This window comes from Sphingomonas sp. (assembly GCF_039594485.1).
In the GTDB taxonomy this organism is placed as follows: domain Bacteria; phylum Pseudomonadota; class Alphaproteobacteria; order Sphingomonadales; family Sphingomonadaceae; genus Sphingomonas.
The window spans coordinates 65,804-72,293 of record NZ_JBCNNI010000020.1 but is presented as its reverse complement, the minus strand read 5'-3'; the positions used below and the strand labels follow the sequence as shown (position 1 = coordinate 72,293).

Sequence of the window (6,490 nt, the reverse complement as noted above, 5' to 3'; positions counted from 1 at the left end):
GCCTTCGCTGGCAATTTCACGTTGGAGGATCTGGGCTTCATCTTCGTTCCTTCGTCACTGCGACGAAGCCCAGATCCTCCTCAACTCACAACCTCAAATCTGTGCCAGTGGTGCTGACGGGGGACACCCTCTTCCACCTTCGGCCCCGCCGCAGATCATGACGAACCGCGTCGGGGCTCCAGTCCTTTAGCCGGCCGTAGGAGCCTTGGTGTCTCCGGCCTTCAGGTCGCCCGGCTGGCACTCGCCCAGCCGCTTGCCGTCCATCTTCATATGCGTCTTGGTCGTGATCCCACCCGGCAGTCCGGTGACGGTGCTTTGCGAATCCGAGGTGAACTCGGTCGCGCTGAAGGTGCCGGTGTTGCTCCCTTCGACCTTGATCTGACCCATGGTGCAGTGCAGCTTCGCGTCGATCTTGCCGTCCTTCATCGTGAAGGAGTCATAGACGCAGTTCTTCTGCATCTGCGGTGCGCCACCGAAGATGCTCTTCGGATCGTTGACCTGGGCCTCGGTCAGGCAGATTTTGGTCGTGCTGGGGGGCATTTTGGGCATGTTGGGCAAATTGCCCGATCCACCCGTCGTCTCACTGCTGATCTGCTCCATGCGCATTTCCCATTGCCCGGGCTGGAGCTTGGCCGTCTGGACCTCGGCGACCTGCTCCATCGAGGCATTGGTCATGGACACGCTTTCGCCGCCCTTGCCGCAGGCGGCGAGCGCCATGCAGGTGGCAAGGGGAACAAGCATCATCGAACGCATGAAATACTCCTTGGTTGTGAAACCTCGATCAACATAGCAATACGCATGAGGAAAGCCAGAGATGCACGACGCAGCCGTCAAGCATCTTTGGAAGCAAGGAGCGCTTCGTCTGAAACGTCAACATCTGCTCATCGGTGTGTCGATGCTTGCGCTTGTTGCAGGAGGATCGGCGCTTTACATCGCACCGATGGCGATGGGGCCGGTCAATGCAAAGGATTGCACGACAGTTCTGCCGCCGCTTCCGCCCCTGCCACACCACCCCGCCAACGTCCCCGAACCCAATTGGTCGCAGCGCGGGGGCCATGTCAACGACGCCAGTTGCCTCAGCCGGACGCCGGTGGCGGGCGTGGTTCGGGTCAGGACCGACGCCGATGTCGCCACCGCGTTGCGCTATGCCGCCGCGCATGGGTTGACTGTATCGGCGGCCGGGGTGCGGCATTCGATGGGAGGGCAGGCCTTCCGTGCGGGCGGCGTGGTACTGGATATGCGCGGAATGGACGCGATCCGGCTCGATCCCGTTGCGCGGACCGTGACGGTGGGAGCGGGGGCGACCTGGCACGCGATCCAGCTCGCCATCCATCCCCGTTTCGCGGTCCAGGCGATGCAGTCGACCGACATCTTCTCGGTCGGTGGATCGATCAGCGTCAACGCGCATGGCATGGACCACCGGGCAGGCGCGGTGATGGGATCGTTGCGCCGCATCACGCTGATGCTCGCAGACGGGCGGATCGTGAGTGCGTCGCGAACCGAAAATGCCGAACTGTTCCGCCATGTCGTCGGCGGTTATGGCCTGTTCGGGGTGATCCTGTCGGCGACGCTCGATGTGGTGCCCAACGACGTCTACCGTTCGGGCCGCGAGCGGATCGACTATCGCGCCTTTCCCGAGACGTTTCGACGGATCGCCAGCGACCCGGCGGTGGGGCTGAGCTATGTCCATCTCTCGACCGCGCCCGACAGCCTGCTGCGCGAGGCGTTGGTCTATACCTATACCCGGCACCCGGAGGATCAGGAGCTCGATCGCGCCGCCCTGTCCGAGGTCGCCGCGACCCGGATACGGCGGCTGACCGTCAACCTCGCCAAGCGCAATGACCTGTTCAAGCGGGTGAAATGGTGGAGCGAGAAGCATCTCGAACATCGGTTCGAGCGATGCACGATCTCGCGTGCCCAGGCGCAAGGGTCGGGCGAGGCCTGTCTGGTCACACGGAACGACCCGATGCATGACTCGGTCGCCTATCTGGCCAATAATCTGCCTGGCGAGACCGACATCCTCCACGAATATTTCGTGCCGCGTGCCCGGATCATTCCGTTCATCGACGGGATGCGGACGATCCTCCAGGCTGATCGTGCCAATCTGGTCAACGCCTCGATCCGCGCGGTTGGGCGAGAGGACAATGCGCTGAGCTATGCGCCCGAACCGGCCTTTTCGGTGGTGCTGTATCTCAACCAGCCGACCACGGCCCAGGGGACGGCGGCGATGCGGCGGCTGACCAGCGACCTGATCGATCTGTGCCTGCGCGAAGGCGGGCGGTTCTTCCTGCCCTATCAGCTTCACTATAGCCCGGCCCAGCTCGCGCGTTCCTATCCCGAGATTGGCGCGTTCTTCTTGGCCAAGCGCACCTGGGATCCGCGCGGTCTGTTCAGCAATAGCTGGTATGCGCGTTATGCGCCCTTCTTCGCGAAACAGCCCGCCGCGATGCGCCCCTCGATCACGGCGGGCGCACCGCTGGCGTAAAGACGCCGCACGAAGCCGGGCGTATCGCTGCGGGCGAGGGTTGCGCCGCGCCGGACCTCCACGACCTGTCCACCCGCCTCGGCGACGATGCGCACCGCCCGGGCGCCATCGCCGACCACCGCGACCAGTCGTCCTGCCGGACCAACGAACGGCATGGCAAGCATGACGCCGATCCATAGGCCGAGGACCAGCGCCGCCTGAGCCATGAAGCGGAGGGCTCGCTCAATAATCATAGACGTGCTCGACCTCACCACCACGGAGCCGCACCTGCCGCAGCGTTGCGGTAAGTCCGCGTACCGGCACGACGATCCCGACCCGCCGGCATCCGGGCCGGTCGATGGGCATCGAAAGTCTAACCTCGTACGGCAGCGTCACATTGGCGGGCAGGAGCAGGGTCACGAAAATCTCGCCATTGCCCGCGACCTCGGCCAGATCGATCCGTGCTTCGGCGAGCTTGGCCAAGATGTCGTTGAACTGCTGGTACCGGGGAGCCTGTGCGATCGTCAGGCCGTCCGGCGTCATACCTGTCGGGATGATACGGGGGTCGAGCGAGCGCAATGCCTGCGGTCTCGCGCGGGCGACGAAGCGCAAATTCCGGTTGTCCTGTCCCATCGTCGCCCCGGTCGCGGCATCGATCGCCTTCGCATAGAGCGCCTTGACGCCATATTCAGCCGAAAGCGCGAAACGCCGTTCCCAGTGTCGCGCATGCTGGATCGGTTCCTGGGTTCGCCATTCGTCCCGCAGCGCTCGTCCGAAGGGAAAGCGGAACCACGGTGTTTCATGTAGAAATGCGGCATAATGTCGCTGGACCAGGGCGGCGTGGCGATCATCGGCGCTGGTCCATCCGCTGATCCATTCGAACAGGCGGCCGACGGTGCGTTCATAGGCCGCCTTGACGAGTAGTTCGGCGGTGTAACTGATCCCGATGGTATAGATGGTCAGTTTGTAATCGCTCGCGGTGGGGCTCCCCATGGTCAGCCGGTTGACCGCGCAATAGCTGGTCCAGAAGGATGCGATATGCCGTCCGAACGGGAAAGCGCTCGGCCGCGCGCCGCTGTCGAGATGGCGGGCATAGCTCTCCGCCTCATAGACGATGTGCCATTCGGGATAGGTAAGAAAGGTCGCCGCCAGCGGTCGCCGGTCTGTGGGCGGCAGGATCGGACGATAGGGCAGGGCGCTTGTCCGGTCGGCCGGGGGCGTACGGCAACCCCCTTCGATATACGCGACCGGCACGATCACGGCGCCTGCGACCAGCGCCGCCACCGCGATCGCCAGCGTCCAGCGCCGCTTCAACGCGCGGGTTCGGGGCGACTGGCCAGCCGATACCCGACCCAGATCGCCACGCCGCCGATCACCAGATGGGGCAGGTTCGCGAAAATATGAACGGCGACCGATTGCTTGATCGGCCCATAAAGGAAGATGCCGCCGTCCAGATAACCGCTGCCCAGGAACAGCCCCATCACGCCATCGGCAAAGTAGAGCGGGCCGAACAACCGGAAATAGCGCCGCGCCGCGCCGTAGGACCACCAGGCCGCGACGCCCGCCCACACGCCCGAAAAGAAGTGCAGGCTGTCGTCATACAGGTCGAGCTTGAACAGCCCGAACAGATTGCCATCGGCATCAAGGAATTGCGGGACATGGCCGACCGCAACCACCAGCATGAAACCGATACAATATATCGCGGCAATCGCCCGTACCCTGTTCATGGTCGACTTCCCGTAGCGGATTTGGCCAAGACGATCCCACGGTTTGATGGTGTGATCCCTTCGTTCGAATGAAAGGAAGCCATACGTCAAGTGCGGTTCACGCGCCAGCGAGCGGTAGTGGAGTGTTCCAACCTTTGGTGCTCTCGCCTGACGGCGGCGACGATCTCATTCGGATCGGCGCGCCGAATTCGACCAGCGCTTTCCTAGGCTGCTCGATACGGTCCTCGCCAACCGTGGGGCCTGATTACCGGCCGATCGCGTTGAGCTCGGCCACGGCGTCGTCGGGCAGTGTCAGCGAGGCTGCGGCGAGGTTCTCGTGGAGGTGCGCGACCGACGAGGTGCCGGGGATCAGCAGGATGTTGGGCGAGCGCTGGAGCAGCCAGGCGAGCGCCACCTGCATCGGCGTCGCGTCCAGTCGTGCCGCGACGTCGGAGAGTGCCGCCGATTGGAGCGGGCTGAACCCGCCGAGCGGGAAGAAGGGCACATAGGCGATGCCATCCGCCGCCAGCGCGTCGATAAAGGCATCGTCGTCGCGGTGGGCGAGGTTGTACTGGTTCTGGACGCAGACGATCTCGGCGATATCACGCGCTTCCCGGAATTGCGTCGGCGTCACGTTGCTGAGCCCGATATGGCGCACCAGCCCCTGGCGCTGGAGATCCGCCACCGCCTTCAGTGGCGCGGCGAGCGATCCCTCGGCGGGCCCGTGGACATCGAACATCAGGCGCAGATTGACGACGTCGAGCGTCTCCAGCCCGAGGTTCGTCAGATTGTCCTCGACCGCACGGGCCAGTTCATCGGGCGCGAACGCGGGCAGCCAAGATGCGTCGTCCCCGCGCCGCGCGCCGATCTTGGTGACGATCAGCAGGTCGTCGGGGTACGGGGACAGCGCTTCGTGAATCAGTCGGTTGGTGACGTGCGGGCCATAGAAGTCGCTCGTGTCGATATGGTTGACCCCAGCCTCGACAGCGGCGCGAAGCACGGCGAGCGCCGCGTCATGATCGCGCGGCGGGCCGAACACGCCCGGTCCAGCGAGTTGCATTGCGCCGTAGCCAAGCCGCTTCACGGCGCGTCCGGCGAAGGAATAGGTGCCTGCCTGGTCGATGGTCATCGTCTTTCTCCTGTGCTGGCCCCCAGATATGGCTTGCGGATCATCGTGATAAGCCGGAGTGATCCGCACGGGCTGTACGGAAAATCGAACAATGAAGGCCGATCTTGCCGATCTCAACGCATTCCTGACAGTCGCGCAGGCGCGGGGCTTCCGCGACGCAGCGCGCACCGTCGGATCGAGCGCCTCGACGCTAAGCGAAGCGGTGCGGCGGCTGGAGGCACGGCTGGGCGTTCGGCTGCTTCATCGCACCACCCGCAGCGTCGTGCCGACTGAGGCGGGGACGCGGCTGATCGAGCGGCTGGCACCCGCGCTGGGCGAGGTCGAGGCGGCGCTAGATGTGGTGAACCTGTTCCGCGACCGGCCTGCGGGCACGCTCAAGCTCAATGTGCCGGTCAGCGCAGCGCGGCTGGTGCTGCCGATGATCCTGCCGGGCTTCCTCGCCGCCTATCCCGATATTCAGGTCGAGATCGTCGCCGAGGACGGCTTTGTCGATATGGTCGCATCGGGCTGTGATGCGGGCATTCGCTATGACGAGCGGCTGGAGCAGGACATGATCGCGGTGCCGATCGGCCCGCGCGTCCAGCGCTTCGCGACGGCGGCGGCTCCGGCCTATCTCGACGCACGCGGACGGCCGGCACATCCGAGAGCGTTGCTGGACCATGCCTGCCTGCGAGGTCGTTTCACCAGTGGCGCGCTGACCAGTCCATGGGAGTTCGAACGCGCGGGCGAGATCGTGCGGATCGAGCCGACAGGCCCGTTGATCGCCGGTGTCGCGGGAGCGACGGATCTATTGGTCGATGTCGCGGTGGCGGGCGGTGGGATCATCCACCTGTTCGAGGATTGGCTTCGGCCTGGGCTGGCAAGTGGCGCGCTGGAGCCGGTGCTGCCCGACTGGTGGCAATCCTTCTCCGGCCCGTTCCTCTATTATTCCGGCCGTCGCCTCGTACCGCCGCCACTGCGCGCGTTCCTCGACTTCATCCGCCATTGGGGTGTTTGATCCCGGGATCAAACATCTAAGGCGTCGGCGCCCGCCTCAATTGCCATATTCGCTTCTTCCGTCGAAGCGATGCAGCGCATCTTAATTCGCGTCCTCACAGGGCTGTGCTCCCGACATGGGTTCCATGGCCTTGCAAAGATGCTGGCCAACGGCCTTCGATTGGCGAGATGGTCTTTTCAATACCATCATTGAAT

The 6,490-nt window shown here is 64.3% G+C and carries 7 protein-coding genes; 2 read left to right on the top strand and 5 right to left on the bottom strand.

What is annotated here, in order from left to right:
- Positions 1–186: 186 nt before the first annotated feature.
- Complete coding sequence (locus ABDV78_RS11665; protein WP_343527596.1) at positions 187–753, bottom strand: DUF3617 domain-containing protein; 567 nt, start codon at positions 751–753, stop codon at positions 187–189.
- 142 nt (positions 754–895) lie between these two features.
- Between ABDV78_RS11665 and ABDV78_RS11660 the strand changes: the two genes are divergently transcribed.
- Positions 896–2,485: an FAD-binding oxidoreductase gene (locus tag ABDV78_RS11660; RefSeq protein ID WP_343527595.1), complete on the top strand. Its 1,590-nt coding sequence runs from the start codon at positions 896–898 to the stop codon at positions 2,483–2,485.
- Here ABDV78_RS11660 and ABDV78_RS11655 read toward each other — a convergent pair.
- The 4 genes from ABDV78_RS11655 to ABDV78_RS11640 form a co-directional block, all read right to left on the bottom strand.
- Positions 2,413–2,691 carry a hypothetical protein gene (locus ABDV78_RS11655; RefSeq protein WP_343527594.1) on the bottom strand — a complete coding sequence of 93 codons (279 nt, stop codon included), beginning with the start codon at positions 2,689–2,691 and terminating at the stop codon, positions 2,413–2,415. The genes ABDV78_RS11660 and ABDV78_RS11655 overlap by 73 nt on opposite strands.
- A 16-nt stretch (positions 2,692–2,707) precedes the next feature.
- Entirely contained in the window at positions 2,708–3,778 is a 1,071-nt protein-coding gene (locus ABDV78_RS11650) for a hypothetical protein (protein WP_343527593.1), read from the bottom strand.
- Entirely contained in the window at positions 3,775–4,146 is a 372-nt protein-coding gene (locus ABDV78_RS11645) for a DUF4383 domain-containing protein (protein ID WP_343527592.1), read from the bottom strand. The genes ABDV78_RS11650 and ABDV78_RS11645 overlap by 4 nt, the downstream gene beginning before the upstream one ends.
- A gap of 289 nt (positions 4,147–4,435) precedes the next feature.
- Positions 4,436–5,299 carry an aldo/keto reductase family oxidoreductase gene (locus ABDV78_RS11640; RefSeq protein WP_343527590.1) on the bottom strand — a complete coding sequence of 288 codons (864 nt, stop codon included), beginning with the start codon at positions 5,297–5,299 and terminating at the stop codon, positions 4,436–4,438.
- Between the two features lie 91 nt (positions 5,300–5,390).
- On the opposite strand from ABDV78_RS11640, the gene ABDV78_RS11635 reads away from it, so the two are divergent.
- Entirely contained in the window at positions 5,391–6,296 is a 906-nt protein-coding gene (locus ABDV78_RS11635; protein ID WP_343527589.1) for a LysR family transcriptional regulator, read from the top strand.
- Positions 6,297–6,490 lie beyond the last annotated feature (194 nt).

Excerpts from the sequence above, each read along its gene's own strand:
- ABDV78_RS11635 (WP_343527589.1), top strand. The coding sequence starts at position 5,391 with ATGAAGGCCGATCTTGCCGATCTCAACGCATTCCTGACAGTCGCGCAG.
- ABDV78_RS11640 (WP_343527590.1), bottom strand. The coding sequence starts at position 5,299 with ATGACCATCGACCAGGCAGGCACCTATTCCTTCGCCGGACGCGCCGTG.
- ABDV78_RS11660 (WP_343527595.1), top strand. The coding sequence starts at position 896 with ATGCTTGCGCTTGTTGCAGGAGGATCGGCGCTTTACATCGCACCGATG.
- ABDV78_RS11645 (WP_343527592.1), bottom strand. The coding sequence starts at position 4,146 with ATGCTGGTGGTTGCGGTCGGCCATGTCCCGCAATTCCTTGATGCCGAT.
- ABDV78_RS11665 (WP_343527596.1), bottom strand. The coding sequence starts at position 753 with ATGCGTTCGATGATGCTTGTTCCCCTTGCCACCTGCATGGCGCTCGCC.
- ABDV78_RS11655 (WP_343527594.1), bottom strand. The coding sequence starts at position 2,691 with ATGGCTCAGGCGGCGCTGGTCCTCGGCCTATGGATCGGCGTCATGCTT.